The sequence below is a fragment of the Halolamina litorea genome (genome assembly GCF_026616205.1).
GTDB lineage: Archaea > Halobacteriota > Halobacteria > Halobacteriales > Haloferacaceae > Halolamina > Halolamina litorea.
In genome coordinates this window covers 736,547-750,173 of sequence record NZ_JANHGR010000001.1, presented here as the reverse complement: position 1 = coordinate 750,173, position 13,627 = coordinate 736,547, and the positions used below count along the sequence as shown (strand labels likewise).

Sequence of the window (13,627 nt, the reverse complement as noted above, 5' to 3'; positions counted from 1 at the left end):
CAGATAAGACTTTTTCCGTCCTTTGAATTGGCACAAATCTAATCGCAAGACAGCGGTGGGTTGCCCGTTTTCGCCCCGCTACCGGTCCCCGACCGCGCGCCCCGGTAGTCACCGCCGAGAGATTACCATCAGACATTCAGTAACCTTTTTGCATAACCAGTAGATATGTGTGAGTATGAGCACGAGCCCCACGTCAGTCGAGAGCGCGCTCGCGGACTGTCGCCCGTCGAACGTCGAGCCCGTCGAGCTGACGGCGTCGTCACTGTCGACGACCGCGCCGGAGTACCTTCGGGAGCTGAAAGCCGAACTCGCCGCCGAGGGCTACCAGCCCGCCGCGCTGCGCGTGACCGCCGACTTCGCGGAGGACTGTTCGCTGGCGACTCAGCGGGAAGCCGACCGCCTCCGTGACCTGGTCCAGGCTGGTTCGTTCCTCGGTGTCGGCGTCGTGCGCGTCGAGGTCGACGCCGTCGGCGACGCCGGGAAGGTCCGACCCGCCCTCTCGGCGCTCGAAGAGCGGGCCCGCCGGGAAGGCGTCACCCTTTCGGTCGAGGGTCTCGACGGTTCGGCCTGAATGGGCAAGCGGGCGCTGGCTGAACGACTCCACGGGCTCTCCGGGTTTCGTGACCCGAAGATCGAGTTCGAACAGTATTCGACGCCGCCGGATCTGGCGGCACACCTCCTTCACCTCGCGGACTTACAAGGCGACGTCGCCGGTCGGACGGTGCTCGACCTCGGCACCGGGACGGGGATGCTCGCACTCGCGGCGGCCTGTCGCGGGCCGGCCCGCGTCCTCGGCCTCGAACGCGACGCCGACGCACTCGAAGTCGCCCGCGAGAACGAGCGCGCGGTCGCTCCCGTCACGCCCGTCGACTGGCTCCGCGGGGACGCGACCCGGCCGCCGCTGGCCGACGGCTCGGTTTCGACGGTCGTGATGAACCCCCCCTTCGGCGCCCGAACCGGGAACGAAGGTGCCGACCGGGCCTTTCTCGACGCCGCGGCCGACCTCTGTGCGGTCTCGTACTCGATCCACAACGCCGGGAGCCAGTCGTTCGTCGAGTCCTTCGTCGCCGACCGGGGCGGCGAGGTGACCCACGCGTTCGCGGCCACCTTCGACGTGCCGCGGCTCTACGACCACCACGACCGTGACCGCGAGGAACTCGACGTGGAACTGTTCCGGATCGCGTGGGACTGATTACTCAGACGGTTCGGGGGAGCGGCGCGTGGCCACACTCGGCACCGGGAGGTCCTCAGACCCGAGCCACAGCCCCCCGACGAGCAGGCCGTAGCCGAGCACCAACAGCGCGCCGTTGAGGAACGTCACACACTGTTCGACCGCGATACCGATCCGGACGCCGCTTCGGAACAGGCCGACCCCCTCGTGGACGAACGCACAGCCGCCACCGAACGCCGTCACGGGTGCGGCGACGATCAACCCCACACCCGAACCGACGAACCACACCCCGTCGGCCTCGTGACGACGTACACCGACGACGAGCCCCACGGCGGCGGCGCTGACGGCGACGACCGGGAGGGCCGAGAGGGTCGTCGGTATCGTTCCTTCGAGCGTCGCCACGGAGAGCCGTGTGGAGAGGGTGAGCGCGGCGAGTTCGGCACCGACGACCGTCGAGCCGGCGAGGACCGCGACTGCCGCCCGGATGGAGGGCCGGGGACCTGACACGACAACCCGTTGTTCGGTCAGCGTCCTAACTGTTTCGGCGCGACCGGAACCGCCGGAGCTATTCGCCGACCGGACACAGTGAGGTCGATGGACGAGACCTTCCTGACCATGCTCGAACGCAACGCCGACCACGCCGACGCGTTCGAGGAGCGGTTCGACGGCCTCGTGCACGAACAGCACCCCGAGGCGGTCACGGTCTCCTGTTCGGACTCCCGGGTGCTACAGGACGGGATCTGGGGGAACGACGAGCCGGGCTGGCTGTTCACCTGCGGGAACATCGGCAACCGTGTCGTCCAGCGAACGGACGCCGGCCCGCGGGTTTCCGGTGACGTGCTCTACCCGCTCGCCCACACCGGCACTGACGTTGCTGTCGTCGTCGGCCACACGGGCTGTGGCGCGGTGACGGCGACGTACGACCACCTCACCGACGGGCTCTCGGAGCCGCCCGGAATCGAACACTGCATCGACCTGCTCGCGCCGGGGCTGGCGTCCGGCGTCGAGCGACTTCCCGACGAACTCACCCGGGAGGCCGCGGTCAACCACCTCGTCGAGTACAACGTCGACCGGCAGGTCGAGTTCCTTCTGGAGAGCGAGGACGTCCCCGACAGCGTGGAGGTCCTCGGCGTCGTCTACGACTTTCAGAACGCCTACGACGGCAAGCGCGGGGAGGTCCACGTTATCAACGTCGACGGCGAGACCGATCCAACGACGCTGCGGGAGACCTACCCCGAAATCGCTTCACGCGTCGAGCGTCGCTGGACGTACTGATCGGAGCCGAAAACGGAGGTACGGCTTACTGAGCGGGACCGAACGCCTGGCTGATGCGGTCGCGGAACTCCTCGATATCCGCGATTTCGGCCTCGACGTCCTCGATGTGGGACTCGAGGGCCTCGATCTCCTTATCGAGTTCCTCGACGTTCTGCTGGCCGTCCTCGAGTTTGCCGACGCGGCTCATCACGTTGTTCACGCGGCCCGAGACGGAGGCAAGCTGTGACTCCACGTCATCGAGGTCCGTGGACATCTCCTCGAGTTCCTTGTCGTGGGCTTCCACGTCCTCTTTGACCCACTGGAACTCCTCGTCGAGGTTCTCGACGGTCATCTCCGTGTCGCCCAGTTCGTCGGTCAGCGAGACGATCTCGGACTCGATGGCGTCGATGTCCTCGTGGGCGCTGTCGACGCGGCCCTCGACGGCCTCACGCTCGCGCTGTTCGGTGGCGAGTTCGCCTTCGAGCGCCTCGACCTCCGAGGAGAGGTCCGCGACGCGGCTCTCGAACTGGCCGACCACGTCGGCGGCCGACCCTTCCTCGTCGATGAACCCTTCGAGGGCGTCGGTGTAGGCGTCGAGCTTCGAGATCTGGGACTGCAGGCGCGCCATCCGCACGTCGACGCTCTTGGGCACGCCGAAGTCCAGTTCCTCGCGCAGCAACATGAGGTTCTCCTCGCTCACGTCGCCGGCGCGGATCTCTTCGGCCAGCTTGTCGGCGACCCGGCCCATCTCGGCGTCGGCGGCGACGCCGGTGCCGGCCTCGGCGGTCACCGCTTCGCTGCCCGCGTCCTGCGCGACGTTCTCGACGGCGGCGGCGTTGGCGCCGACTCCGGCCTCCGCCGGCTCGGCGGCTTGGGCGTCGCGCTCCTCGATTTCGGGGGCGGGCTCGCGGTCGGGTTCGAGTTCGACCTCGTAGGCCTGCGTGCCGTTGGGGTCGGGCGTCGGTCCGGCACCGGCCCACTGTTTGGTCGACTCCTGTGCGGTGGTCGTCGCCGGCGTCGGCTCCTGGCTGGCCCACTCCTTCGTGGAGGCCTGTGCCTCCTTGGTCGGGTTGTGCTGGGCCCACCGGCGGGTCGACGCTTGTCCGTCGGCCTCGACGGCGGCGGTGTTGGCACCGACGCCCGCCTCCGCCGGCTCCGCTGCGTCCGCAGCGGCAGCCTCCGCCGCTGCCGCTGTCGTGTCCTCCGTCGCTTCCTCAGACGTCTCGGCCGCCGTGTGTGCGTCGGCGGCCGCGTCCGGGGCCGATTCGGCGGCCTGCTCGGCTTCGACGGCCTCGCTGTTGGCGCCGACACCCGCCTCGGCGGCGGGGGCGGCGGCCGCGGCCCCGCCAGCCTGTGCGGATTCGCCCTTCCGGGCCGTGTCGGGGGCGGTCTCGGGCTCGTCGCTCTTGGCCTCGTCCTCGCGGGCCCGTTCTGCCTCCTCCTCGTGTTCCGCTTGGGTTTGGGCCTTCTTCGCGGCGTCCTCGACCGCTTCGGTGTCGGCGCCCTGCGCTGCGGCCTCCGTCGCCGCCGCTTCCGCGGCCGCTCGGGCTTCAGGCTCGTCGCTGCCTTCGACCGCCGCTTCGGCTTCGGCACGCTGGCGCTTTGCCTCCTCGAGCCCGTCGAGGGCCGCTTCCTCCTCGCCGACGACGTCCCGGACCGACTGCGCCGAGTCCTCGCCGAGCAGCTCCTCGACGCCCTCCTCCGCGGAATCCGCGGCATCGGTGACTGCGTCCTCGGCGGCTTCGGCAGCGTCGTCGAGGCGCTCGACGATCGGTTCGACGAGGAACTCCTGAACGTCCGAGGGATCGTCGGTCCGGATCCCGTACACCGTCTCGACTTCCTCGCCCGCGTCCAGGTCGCGTTCGAACTCCACACGGTGGTCCTGGTACGCCGTCCAGTTCTCGCTCTCGTAGTCCGGATGGAAGCCGACGCGGTCCATCGGGAACGACTCCGGAATGCGGTCGATGATCTTCGCCTCGACCGACTGCTCCTCCGGTGCGACGATCGTGAACTGGATCGCCGGTACCGGGAAGTCCTCGTCGACGAACGACTTCTCGACGGAGACGCCACCCTCCTCAGCGTAGACCGGCTCGGTCAGTTCGGACCCCTCTGTCATGGAGCAACCGACTCATGACAAGCCTATAAAGAACGCGGGTATTTAGGAATAATTACACTATCGCGTCGTCGGCTCGTCGGGAAGATCGACTCGATCACCGATTTCGGCCACCTCGAGGTGCCGGGGGTAGTCGAAGGACGCGACGTGTTCGTGCAGCGCGGTCGGGTCGGCGGTCAGCCCCTTCCACATGTCCCAGTGGCTCGGCAACAGTCGGTCGAGTCCGAGCGCGTTGGCGGCCTGAGCGACCTGCCCCTCGTCGCTGTACCACTGCGTGTACTTCGGCTCCCGCGTCTCCTTGTCCGGGATCATCCCCGCCGTCCCGAACGCGAGGATGCCGAGGTCGATGTCGAACTCCCGGCCCAGTTCGGGGAAGGAGTCCGCCGGTCGGGAGTCACCGGGGTGGAACACCGTGCCGGCGTCGTGTTCGAACACGTAGCCCACCGGGTGTTCGGCGTCGGGGTCGTTCACCTCGACGACGTGGACGGTGAACCCCCCGATCTCCAGTACGTCGCCCTCGGCCACCTCACGGAACTGCTCGGCGTCGATGTCCCAGCGGTCCTCCCACGTCTGATCCTCCCGTGCGGCCGCGAGCGACGCGTCGGGCGCGACGAACGGCGCGCCGGTCCGTTCGAGGATGGGTGCTTGGGACTCGCCGTGGACGTGGTCGCTGTGTTCGTGGGTGGCGAACACCGCGTCGGCGGCGGCGACGTCTTCGGGGTCGAACGGGACGGGGATCATCCGGACGGTTCGGGGCGGGTCGCCCGTTCCGAGGTACGGATCGACGAACAGCGTCGTTCCCTCGCTGCCCTTCAACACGAAGCCGTTACAGCCGAGGTACCAGACCGCCACACCGTCGGGATCGGCCGCGTTGATCGCTCGCGGGAGCCAGTCGCCCCAGTCGCTCGTGGTCATGTTCCACGCTGTGGCCGGCCGGCCCATAGCCGTTGTGACACCCCCCGAAGATACTCAAGGGTAGAGTGTGTTGTTGAGTAACATGAATTCCTCCACACGCCGGACGGCCGCGTTCGCCGAGATGCACCAAACGATGAAGACTGCCCGAGGCGCCGTCACCGACGGCACGGGGCGCGAGCTGTTCGGCGGCTGAACCGGAGCGGATCGACTTCCCGCTCGGCCGGAACCGCTGAGGCGCCGACGCCTACTACCGAAACCCCGAAGCCGTCGCCGGTCCAGGTCCGGGTAATGGAGACCGGCCGCATCGACGTTTCCGACCTTTCCGGGCCGTTCGACCTGCAGTCGACGCTGGAGAGCGGCCAAACGTACCTCTGGGAGCGCACCGACGGCGAGGAGTACAGCGACGCGGTCGCCCACGGCGGCGACGCGTGGTACGAGACGGTGCTCCCGCCGACGCCCGACCTGACCGACCGACCGACGGTCGTCCGCGCCCGCCAGACCGGTGGCGTCGACGACGGGACGGTCGAGTGGGAAGCGGGCGGCATCCCGCTCGTGGCCGACGGCGCGGTCCCCGACGGCGCCGCTGACGCCCGGGCACCGACCGAACCGGTCGACGGCGAGTCGATCCTCACCCACCTGCTCCGACTGGACGACGACCTCGACGCCATCTACGACGCGACCGATCACCTGCCGCTGCTGGACCGCGCCTACGACCGCTACCGCGGGATGCGACTCGTCCGCGACCCACCCTTCCCCTGTCTGATCTCGTTCATCTGCTCGGCCCAGATGCGCGTGAGCCGGATCTTCGGGATGCAGAACGCGCTCCGGGAGCACTACGGCACGCCGGTCGCCGTCGGCGAGCGGACGCTGCACGCCTACCCGACGCCCGAGGCGCTCGCGGCCCGGACCGAGGACGAACTCCGGGACCTGAGTCTGGGCTACCGCGCGCCGTACGTCCAGCGCACCGCCGAGATGGTTGCGAGCGGGGAAGCCCGACCCGAGGACGCCATCGGCCTCCCCTACGAGGAGGCTCGGGACTACATGACGGAGTTCGTCGGCGTCGGCGACAAGGTGGCCGACTGCGTGCTGCTGTTCTCGCTTGGCTACCTGCAGGCGATCCCGCTCGACACGTGGATACAGACCGCCATCGGCGACTACTTCCCCGACTGTGAGGGCGGGAACTACGCCGAGACCTCCCGGGCCATCCGCGAACGGCTCGGCGCCGATCTGCCCGCCGACGGGGACCCCTTCGGCAAGGGTGGCGTCGACGCCTACGCGGGCTACGCACAGACGTACGTCTTCTTCCACCTCCGGACCGACGGGGAGTGAGCCCGGGTGTCGGGCTGACCGCGGCTCAGAGGGTGAGCGTCGCGTCGGGCATGTCCAGGAAGGCCGTCTCGTAGCCCTCGTGTCGGGAGGTCTGGGAGGGCGCGTCGACGCTGATCGTCAGTTCGTCGCCGCTCTCGACGCCGTCGACGGGCGCGCCGTAGTGGATGCCGAGGTCCGCGTCGAGCCACTCGTAGAGGTAGTCGTCGTACACCGTCTCGCCGCCCCGCGTCAGCGTCGCCGACAGCGACATCAGCGGGACCGGGAGGCGGTTGTACGGCGTCCGCGCGGAGATGCCGAGGTACTGCTGGCCCGACTCGCCGCCGAACGCCGCGGCGTCGTCGAGGCTCGTCACGAGCAGGTCGGCGTCGCCGCTCTCGGCGGTCCCGTGGACCGTGCCCGGGAGTTCGCCCTCGGTGGGGGCCTGCATCAGCGGGACCATGTCCATCTGCATCGGCTGGACGGCGCCGAGCGTCCCCTGTCTCGCCGGCGGGACGTCCTCGAAGGGGAGCTCGTTGAGGTCCGAGAGCTGGTAGTCGAGGGTGAACTCGAACTCGGCGGCGCCGGCCTCGGCCAACGAGCCGGTACGGCGGCTGCCCCCCTCGCCGACGGCGACGGTCACGTCGTACTCGCCCTGCTCGGGGAGGCCGACGTTGTCGCCGAAGTGAAAGCCCATCCGCTGGGAGAGCATCGGCCACGGGCTGAGGCCGTCGACGACCGACTCGCCGTCCCGTGAGATGCTGATCCGGGGGTTCACGTCCGAGGGGACGACCCCCGTCTCGCTGTGCCAGACGATGGGCATGAGGTGGACCGCGTCGCTCCCCCCGACCTCGACCTGCGTGGTCTCATCGCCGTCGACCGTCCAGAATCGGTGGGGGAAGCTGTAGGTCAGCGCACAGCTGTAGCCGCCGTTGCTCTGCATCCCCGCCATCCCCATCCCCTCGGTGTGGGTCGGGACGTAGACCGCGTCGGGGCGGTTCTCCACCAGCGGCGGCTCCTGGTTCCCCGACTGGAGTTCGAAGCCGGCACAGCCAGCCAGCCCACCGATCCCGGCAGCGCCGACGCCCGCGAGGAACGACCGGCGGGAGGGCTTACGCACGGGCCACCTCCGCCGTGTCGGCGGCGTCACTGTCTGGGTTCGAAGGCGGGAGCGCGCGCAGCGAGCGCGGCGGCACGAGGAAGTTCCCCCGCCGGACGGTGTTGATGTACTGGAGGATACCGTTGTTGGTGCGCTGACCGACCGCGGAGTCGGCGGCAACGGCGTCGCCGTTCATCGCCTCGCGGGTGGTCACGAAGTCGGCGATGGTCCGCTGCAACGAGAGGAAGTGGACGCTCGCCCGGTCGCCGTCGGTCGAGTCGAAGTCCCGGCGCAGGATGATCGGCTTGTCGTCCTCTCGCACGTCGACCATCTTCTGGCTGTGGCCGACGACGCCCTCGCTCCGGGCGGTCTCGGTCGGGTCGCCGCAGTCGTCCATCTGTGGGTCGTTCCCGAGGTTCTCGCCGGTCCCCTCGACGGTGCCCTCGCTGGCGTGGTGGGGACAGAACATCTTGGAGACACGCTGGTCGCGGCTGTCCTGTTCGTACCACTGGTTGAGGTTGAGCGTCAGCGTCGAGAGCTGTTGGGTCGTGCCGCCGGCGAAGGGACCCGACTCGATGGTCACGCGGTCCTCGCCGGGCTGGTTCCCCTCGAAGGCCGACTCGAACCCCATGTAGAGCGGGGCGTCCTCGGGCACCGGTCCGTCGTCGGGGACGCCGTTCACGTCCTGGTTCTCCGCGGGGAGGCCGTCACCGATGAACCCCGTCCGGCGCTCGCGCACGGACAAGGCGTCGGTCAGTGCAGATTCGGGCTGGGAGACGCCGTTGAGTTCCTCGACCTCGCCCTTGAGGGCCTCCTCGGCGCCCATCACGACTTCGCCGTGGTCGCTGGCGAGGTGGACGATGGCGTCCACGTCGTCGGCGTCGGGATCCTCGAAGTCAGAGAGCGCGCGTGGCTCGGGGAGATCGACGCTCCCGGGGAGGTCGGCGTCGAAACGCGCGAAGTAGTAGGGTGAGTAGCTGATCGTCAGAAGCAGACCGTCTGCCGAGCGCTCGTAGGCGCGTTCGACGCCGGTGAGCGCCGCTTCGACGGCCTCACGCTCGGCGTCCGTCGGCGTCCCGTCGCCGTCGTAGTCGAGCGCGAGGAGGATCCGGTGGCGCGGGTGGTGGTTGTTGCCAGCGTCGTCCGTCGGCAGCGCGGCGTTCCACGCGTGCTGGCGCTCGGGGAACGCCGACGCGGGGTCTTCGGGTCCCCGAGCTACGTCGAGTTCGGGCCCGCGATCGAGGCAGGCCGAGAGCGCCGACGCCCCGCCGATGGCGACGGCCGCCTTCACGAACGCTCGACGGTCGATGCCGTGTGAGTCGCTCATAGTCTGGATACGGTATCCACGGGAAAGTGGATTCTGGTGCGACCGTCGAAACGCTCGGGAGGTCGATCACCGGCGGTCGTGCTCGTCCGCCGTCGGCGCGTCGGTCCCACCGGCGCCCCCGTCGACGCCGCCATCGGCCTGGGCCGTGGTGGGACCGAGGCGGCCCACGAGGAACACCGCGGCGATCACCAGCGCCGCCATCGCCACGTCGAGGCCGTGTTCGAGCGTGTGGTGGAGCCCGGGACCGATCGTGCCCGCGTAGGCGCCAAGCCCGACGGCGCTGCGGGCGAGCAGCGTCGACAGCGCGAGCGCCACCAGCAGGTAGCGCCGCGAGCGCCGCCGGACGAACGCCGCGACGGCGACGCCGACGACGACCGCCGTCAACACCGCGGCCGCCGAGAGCAGCACGAACGTCGTCGGGTCCTGCCCGTGTGTCCCCCCGAGCACGAGCCAGGGCGCGCTGTCACTCATCGGCGCGAGTTGGGCCCCCTCGGACATACGCCTTACCCGTCGGCGGCGCTGGCTGGGGGTCACCGGCAACGCTCCCCCGCACCAACCAATATGGTCCCTCGCGTGGACCTGACAGTATGTCGGAACACGAGGTCACGGTGACCGTCGACGGCTCTGCCGAGAGGGCGACGGTCGAGGCCAGACGCCTGCTCGTCCACGCGCTCCGGGAGGAGTGGGGCTACACCCAGCCCAACGTCGGCTGTGAGTCAGGGAAGTGTGGCGCCTGCACGGTCGAGATGGACGGCGACGTCGTCAAGTCCTGCTGCGTACTGGCGGTGCAGGCCGACGGGAGCGAGGTCACGACCGTCGGCGGCGTCGACGGCGCGCCGGAAGGGCTCGCTGAAGTCGACGCGGGCGATCCCCGCGCCACGCCGGCCGGGGACAACGACGAGTTCGGCCCCGTTCAACGGAGCTTCCACGAGGAACACGGCCTGCAGTGTGGCTACTGTACGCCGGGGATGGTACTCCGGGCGCGGGACCTGCTCGCGGATATCCCCGACCCCTCCCGCGAGGAGATCCGCGAGGGGCTGAAGGGGAACGTCTGTCGCTGTACGGGCTACGAGAACGTCGTCGACGCCGTGGAAGCCGCCGCGGCAAAGCTGGAACCGATCGAGACGGACGGCGGCACGGCCGGCCAAGCCGACACGGTCGACGGGGGCGCACCGACCGGGGGCGACGACTGATGATCCCGCCACAGTTCGACTACGAACGGCCCACCAGTCTCGACGCCGCACTCGACGCGGTCGCGCCGCCCGACGCGGTCCCCCTGGCCGGCGGGCACGACCTGATCCCGATGCTCAAAGCCAGATCTGTGAGCCCCGGGACCGTCGTCGACCTCGGCGGTCTCGACGAACTCCGCGGTGTCGAGCGCGTCGCCGACGAGGGGGACACGACGACCGAACAGCTCTCGGTCGGCGCGCTCACGACCGACGCCGACCTGCTCGATGCGGCCCCGACTGGCGCCGACGCACTCCTCGACGCGACCCGCGCGGTCGGCGACGCCCAGATCAGGAACCGCGGGACAGTCGGCGGGAACCTCGCCGCCGCCCACCCCGCGAGTGACATCCCCGCGGCGACGCTCGCCGCCGACGCGACGCTCCACCTCGTCGGACCGGACGGCGACCGAGAGGTGTCGGCCGAGGGGTTCGCCACGGGCGACCACGAGACGGTCCGGGCGTCCGACGAACTGCTCACCCGAATCTCGGTCCCGCTCGCTCCCGACGCTGGGAGCGCCTACGCACGGAAGACCCACCCTTCGACGGGCTACGCGGCGGTCGGCGTCGCCGCACGGCTCCGCGTCGTCGACGGCGTCGTGATCGGTCCCCGGGTGGCTGCAGTCGGGCTCTGTGACGCGCCGACGCGGCTCGCCGCGGTCGAGGACCGACTCGCCGGCGCCGACGCGGGCGCGCCCGTCGAGGCCGTCGAGAGCGCGACCACTCGGGCCGGCGACGGCGTCGACGCCCCCGTCCGGGAGGACCACATCGTCTCCGCGGACCAGCGCCGGGCGCTGCTCCCGAAATACGCCGAGCAGGCGGTCTCCGAGGCGTTGGCTCGTGCCGTCGGGCGCGAGGGGGTGGTCGCATGAGCGGCGAGGAGAGCGTCCTCGAAGCCGAGGGGTCGGTGCCGACGACCGCGGAGTCGGGCGGGTCCGGCGCGGGCGACTCAATCGGTGACAGTCCGCTCCGCCGGGAGGACGCCCGCGCGCTGCGGGGCGAGACGACCTACACCGACGACTTCGGCCGTGAGGCTGCGGCGCTCGCGTTCGTCCGGAGTCCGCACGCTCACGCACACGTAGACAGTATCGATACCGAGAACGCGGCGGCCATCGACGGCGTGCTCGCGGTCTACACGTGGGAGGACCTCGCCGACGGGGACTCGCCGATGGAGCTACCGGTCTCGACCGGGCCGCTCGACTGCGAGGTGCCGGGCCATCCGGTGCTCGCCCGTGACCGCGTGCGCTACGACGGTCAGCCCGTCGCCGCGGTCGTTGCGACCGATCGGTACGTCGCCGCCGACGGCGTCGATGCCGTCGAGGTGGCGTACGATCCGCTCGGAGTGGAGTCGGACCCGGTCGCAGCCACCGACGAGGGGGCGCCGACGCTGTTCGATGCCGCGCCGGACAACGTCGCCGCGGTCGGTGAACTCGGCGACCGGGAGGAAACCGACCGGGCGTTCGACGGCGCCGAGCGCGTCGTGGCGGTCGAACTGGAGAACAACCGCCTGATCCCCAGCGCGCTCGAACCGCGGGCGGCACTCGCGGAGTTCGACCGTACCGAGGGGTTCACGGTCACGATGAGCAGCCAGTCGCCCCACGGCCACCGGCGGAAACTCTCACACACGCTCGGGGTTCCCGAGCGGCAGATCCGCGTGATCTCTCCCGACGTGGGCGGCGGCTTCGGCCACAAGGGCCACCACCACCCCGGCGAGGCGATGGCCGCCTGGGCCGCCCGGGACCTCGGCACGTCGGTGAAGTGGACGGCGACCCGCTCGGGGAACTACCGCGAGGGTGCCCACGGCCGGGATCACCGGACGACGGCCGAACTGGCGCTGGACGGGGACGGCACCTTCCGGGGGCTGCGCGTCGACACCCACGCGGGGATCGGTGGCTTCGCACTGGGCGGCGGCGGCGCGATGCCGGGCTGGTACGGTCGGCTGCTCGCCAGCCAGTACGAGATCCCGGCGGTCTACTGCCGTTCGCGCTGTGTGTTCACGACGACGGCGCCGGTCCACTCCTACCGCGGGGCGGGCCGGCCCGAAGCGATCTACGTCACCGAGCGGCTGGTCGACGCGGCGGCCGACGAACTCGGCGTCGACCCCGTCGACCTCCGCCGGAAGAACCTCGTCGGCGCCGACGACTTCCCCCACGAGACTGCCGTCGGCGCGACCTACGACAGCGGGAACTACGAACCGACGCTCGACGACGCCGTCGACGCCGTCGAGGGTGCCCCCCGCGGCGGTGAGCGCGACGACGACGGCCGACTGCGTGGGGTCGGGATCGCCAGCTACGTGGAGAGCACCGGCGGCGGCTTCGAGAGCGGCGTCGTCCGGGTTCACCCCGACGGTGGCGTCACGGTCTCCGCCGGAACCCACGACCACGGACAGGGTCACGGAACGATCTACGCCCAGATCGTCGCCGAGGAACTCCCTGTCCCCACGGGAGAGATCGAAGTCGTCGAGGGTGACACGGACAAGGTTCCGACCGGGACGGGGACGTTCGGCTCCCGGAGCACCGTCGTCGGCGGCAACGCCGTCGCCGAGAGTGCACGCTCGGTGTTCGACAAAGCTCGGCGCATCGCCGCGGCCGAACTCGATGCCGACCCGACCGAGGTGGAACCGACCGACTCGGGCTTCGCCGTCGCCAGCGAGGGGGCCGAAGAGTGTACCTTCGCCGAGATAGCGGGAGCTGCCTACGGCCGCGGGCTGCCGGAGGGCCTCTCGCCCGGACTGGAAGCGACGACGTTCTACGAACTGGCGGACACGGCCTACACCTTCGGCACGCACGCGGTGGCGGTGGCGGTCGACCCCGAGACCGGCGAGTTCGACATCGAGCGGTACGTGGCCGTCGACGACTGCGGCGTCCGGGTGAACCCCCAGATCGTTGCCGGGCAGGTCCACGGCGGCGTCGCCCAAGGCATCGGTCAGGCCCGAACCGAGCGGGCGACCTACGACGAGGACGGCGGCCTCGCGGCGGCGACGATGCTCGACTACGCGCTGCCACGGGCGAACGACCTGCCGGACATCGAGGTCCGGACACAGGAGACACCCAGTCACAACGAACTCGGCGTGAAAGGGATCGGCGAGGGCGGCACCGTGGCGGCGCCGCCCGCGGTGGTCAACGCCGTCGTCGACGCGCTCGGCGTCGAGCACCTGGATATGCCACTCACCCCGGAGACGGTTCGGGGAGCGGTTGAGAACTGAGACCGGGACGAAAAG

13 protein-coding genes are annotated in these 13,627 nt (G+C 70.2%); 7 read left to right on the top strand and 6 right to left on the bottom strand.

Annotation, left to right across the window (positions count from 1 at the left end; translation table 11 throughout):
• Positions 1–175 precede the first annotated feature (175 nt).
• On the top strand, positions 176–571 hold the full coding sequence (locus NO998_RS03985) for a DUF7961 family protein (RefSeq protein WP_267645752.1): 396 nt from the start codon (positions 176–178) through the stop codon (positions 569–571).
• The gene (locus NO998_RS03980) at positions 572–1,192 is read left to right on the top strand and encodes an METTL5 family protein (RefSeq protein ID WP_267645751.1); all 621 of its coding nucleotides are present in this window, start codon (positions 572–574) and stop codon (positions 1,190–1,192) included.
• On the opposite strand, the gene NO998_RS03975 is transcribed toward NO998_RS03980, so the two are convergent.
• Entirely contained in the window at positions 1,193–1,678 is a 486-nt protein-coding gene (locus tag NO998_RS03975) for a hypothetical protein (RefSeq protein ID WP_267645750.1), read from the bottom strand.
• An 87-nt stretch (positions 1,679–1,765) separates the two neighbouring features.
• On the opposite strand from NO998_RS03975, the gene NO998_RS03970 reads away from it, so the two are divergent.
• A complete protein-coding gene (locus NO998_RS03970; protein ID WP_267645749.1) occupies positions 1,766–2,446 on the top strand; it encodes a carbonic anhydrase in 681 nt (226 codons plus the stop codon).
• A gap of 25 nt (positions 2,447–2,471) precedes the next feature.
• On the opposite strand, the gene NO998_RS03965 is transcribed toward NO998_RS03970, so the two are convergent.
• Both NO998_RS03965 and NO998_RS03960 read right to left on the bottom strand, forming a co-directional pair.
• Complete coding sequence (locus NO998_RS03965; protein WP_267645748.1) at positions 2,472–4,541, bottom strand: hypothetical protein; 2,070 nt, start codon at positions 4,539–4,541, stop codon at positions 2,472–2,474.
• A gap of 57 nt (positions 4,542–4,598) precedes the next feature.
• Positions 4,599–5,453 (bottom strand): MBL fold metallo-hydrolase, encoded by an 855-nt coding sequence (locus NO998_RS03960; RefSeq protein ID WP_267645747.1) that lies wholly within the window; start codon positions 5,451–5,453, stop codon positions 4,599–4,601.
• Positions 5,454–5,741: 288 nt separating this feature from the next.
• On the opposite strand from NO998_RS03960, the gene NO998_RS03955 reads away from it, so the two are divergent.
• Positions 5,742–6,782: a DNA-3-methyladenine glycosylase family protein gene (locus NO998_RS03955; protein WP_267645746.1), complete on the top strand. Its 1,041-nt coding sequence runs from the start codon at positions 5,742–5,744 to the stop codon at positions 6,780–6,782.
• Between the two features lie 25 nt (positions 6,783–6,807).
• Here NO998_RS03955 and NO998_RS03950 read toward each other — a convergent pair whose 3' ends face one another.
• The 3 genes from NO998_RS03950 to NO998_RS03940 form a co-directional block, all read right to left on the bottom strand.
• Positions 6,808–7,878 carry a DUF7350 domain-containing protein gene (locus NO998_RS03950; protein ID WP_267645745.1) on the bottom strand — a complete coding sequence of 357 codons (1,071 nt, stop codon included), beginning with the start codon at positions 7,876–7,878 and terminating at the stop codon, positions 6,808–6,810.
• The gene (locus tag NO998_RS03945) at positions 7,871–9,184 is read right to left on the bottom strand and encodes a DUF7405 family protein (protein WP_267645744.1); all 1,314 of its coding nucleotides are present in this window, start codon (positions 9,182–9,184) and stop codon (positions 7,871–7,873) included. Before NO998_RS03945 ends, NO998_RS03950 begins: the two co-directional genes overlap by 8 nt.
• Positions 9,185–9,250: 66 nt before the next feature.
• A complete protein-coding gene (locus NO998_RS03940; protein ID WP_267645743.1) occupies positions 9,251–9,655 on the bottom strand; it encodes a DUF7471 family protein in 405 nt (134 codons plus the stop codon).
• Between the two features lie 116 nt (positions 9,656–9,771).
• On the opposite strand from NO998_RS03940, the gene NO998_RS03935 reads away from it, so the two are divergent.
• Genes NO998_RS03935 through NO998_RS03925 form a run of 3 tightly spaced genes read left to right on the top strand, consistent with a single transcriptional unit; the run spans position 9,772 to position 13,612 of the window.
• On the top strand, positions 9,772–10,377 hold the full coding sequence (locus NO998_RS03935; protein WP_267645741.1) for a (2Fe-2S)-binding protein: 606 nt from the start codon (positions 9,772–9,774) through the stop codon (positions 10,375–10,377).
• Positions 10,377–11,279, top strand: a complete 903-nt coding sequence (locus NO998_RS03930) for an FAD binding domain-containing protein (protein WP_267645740.1) — start codon at positions 10,377–10,379, stop codon at positions 11,277–11,279. The genes NO998_RS03935 and NO998_RS03930 overlap by 1 nt, the downstream gene beginning before the upstream one ends.
• Positions 11,276–13,612 carry a xanthine dehydrogenase family protein molybdopterin-binding subunit gene (locus NO998_RS03925; RefSeq protein WP_267645739.1) on the top strand — a complete coding sequence of 779 codons (2,337 nt, stop codon included), beginning with the start codon at positions 11,276–11,278 and terminating at the stop codon, positions 13,610–13,612. The genes NO998_RS03930 and NO998_RS03925 overlap by 4 nt, the downstream gene beginning before the upstream one ends.
• The last annotated feature ends 15 nt before the right edge of the window (positions 13,613–13,627 follow it).

Bases quoted from the DNA above. Each gene is read 5' to 3' on its own strand.
- NO998_RS03985 (WP_267645752.1), top strand. From the start codon at position 176: ATGAGCACGAGCCCCACGTCAGTCGAGAGCGCGCTCGCGGACTGTCGC.
- NO998_RS03980 (WP_267645751.1), top strand. From the start codon at position 572: ATGGGCAAGCGGGCGCTGGCTGAACGACTCCACGGGCTCTCCGGGTTT.
- NO998_RS03970 (WP_267645749.1), top strand. From the start codon at position 1,766: ATGGACGAGACCTTCCTGACCATGCTCGAACGCAACGCCGACCACGCC.
- NO998_RS03965 (WP_267645748.1), bottom strand. From the start codon at position 4,541: ATGACAGAGGGGTCCGAACTGACCGAGCCGGTCTACGCTGAGGAGGGT.
- NO998_RS03960 (WP_267645747.1), bottom strand. From the start codon at position 5,453: ATGACCACGAGCGACTGGGGCGACTGGCTCCCGCGAGCGATCAACGCG.
- NO998_RS03955 (WP_267645746.1), top strand. From the start codon at position 5,742: ATGGAGACCGGCCGCATCGACGTTTCCGACCTTTCCGGGCCGTTCGAC.
- NO998_RS03945 (WP_267645744.1), bottom strand. From the start codon at position 9,184: ATGAGCGACTCACACGGCATCGACCGTCGAGCGTTCGTGAAGGCGGCC.
- NO998_RS03940 (WP_267645743.1), bottom strand. From the start codon at position 9,655: ATGAGTGACAGCGCGCCCTGGCTCGTGCTCGGGGGGACACACGGGCAG.
- NO998_RS03935 (WP_267645741.1), top strand. From the start codon at position 9,772: ATGTCGGAACACGAGGTCACGGTGACCGTCGACGGCTCTGCCGAGAGG.
- NO998_RS03930 (WP_267645740.1), top strand. From the start codon at position 10,377: ATGATCCCGCCACAGTTCGACTACGAACGGCCCACCAGTCTCGACGCC.
- NO998_RS03925 (WP_267645739.1), top strand. From the start codon at position 11,276: ATGAGCGGCGAGGAGAGCGTCCTCGAAGCCGAGGGGTCGGTGCCGACG.